1 protein-coding gene and 1 pseudogene are annotated in these 957 nt (G+C 72.8%); one reads left to right on the top strand and one right to left on the bottom strand.

Annotated features, from left to right (window positions below; translation table 11 throughout):
- Positions 1-538: lysophospholipid acyltransferase family protein (locus EAO76_RS42995; RefSeq protein ID WP_148841638.1), on the top strand; the 538-nt coding region annotated here is incomplete at its 5' end.
- Between the two features lie 148 nt (positions 539-686).
- On the opposite strand, the pseudogene EAO76_RS42990 reads toward EAO76_RS42995, so the two are convergent.
- Positions 687-957, bottom strand: a pseudogene (locus EAO76_RS42990) (threonine aldolase); the annotation flags it as partial.

The raw sequence follows: 957 nt of genomic DNA, 5'->3' as shown, positions 1-957 counted from the left end.
GCTCGTCCGCTTCATGGCGAAGGAGTCGGTCTTCCGGCACAAGGTCTCCGGGCCGCTGATGCGTGGCATGAAGCACATCCCCGTCGACCGCAAGCAGGGCGAGCACGCCTACGCCCACGCGCTCACCTCGCTGCGTTCCGGCGAGGTGGTCGGGGTGTTCCCCGAGGCGACGATCTCGGAGTCGTTCACGCTGAAGAGCTTCAAGTCGGGCGCCGCCCGGCTGGCCCAGGAGGCCGGCGTGCCGCTGATCCCGATGGCGCTGTGGGGGACGCAGCGGCTGTGGACCAAGGGCCGTCCGCGCAATTTCAAGCGCAACCACTTCCCGGTGACGATCCGGGTCGGCGAGCCCGTGGAGGCGCCTGCCGACCAGTACGCGGGCGCGATCACCCGGCGGCTGCGCGAGCGGGTCCAGGAGCTCCTGGAGGCGGCCCAGCGCGCCCATCCGGTGCGTCCGAAGGACGCGACCGACACCTGGTGGGTGCCGGCGCACCTCGGCGGCACCGCGCCGTCCCCCGCCGAGCTGCGCGAGAAGAGCTGACGCGGCCGGTTCCGACGCCGAAACGTCACTCCGGGGAGCGGCCCGCCGCTCCCCGGAGTGCGCGCGGGCGCCGGAACCGGTCTGCGGGCATGCGGACGGCCGGGAAGTCACCGACTTCCCGGCCGTCCGCATGCCGGTCCGGCGGTGGCTACCTCGCCAGTTCTTCCTTCAGCGCGAGGAGGAACGCGTCGACGTCCTCCTCCGTCGTGTCGAAGGAGCACATCCAGCGCACGTCGCCGGCGGCCTCGTCCCAGAAGTAGAAGCGGAAGCGCTCCTGCAGCCGCTCGCTCACCGCGTGCGGCAGCCGGGCGAAGACCGCGTTGGCCTGGACGGGGTGGAGGATCTCGACGCCGCCCACCGCGCGCACCCCCTCCGCGAGCCGCTGGGCCATGGCGTTGGCCTGCCGGGCGTTGCGCAGC

The organism is Streptomyces sp. sk2.1, assembly GCF_008120935.1.
Classification (GTDB): domain Bacteria; phylum Actinomycetota; class Actinomycetes; order Streptomycetales; family Streptomycetaceae; genus Streptomyces.
Note: the sequence above shows the minus strand (reverse complement) of the source record. Positions and strands in the feature narration are given on the sequence as shown.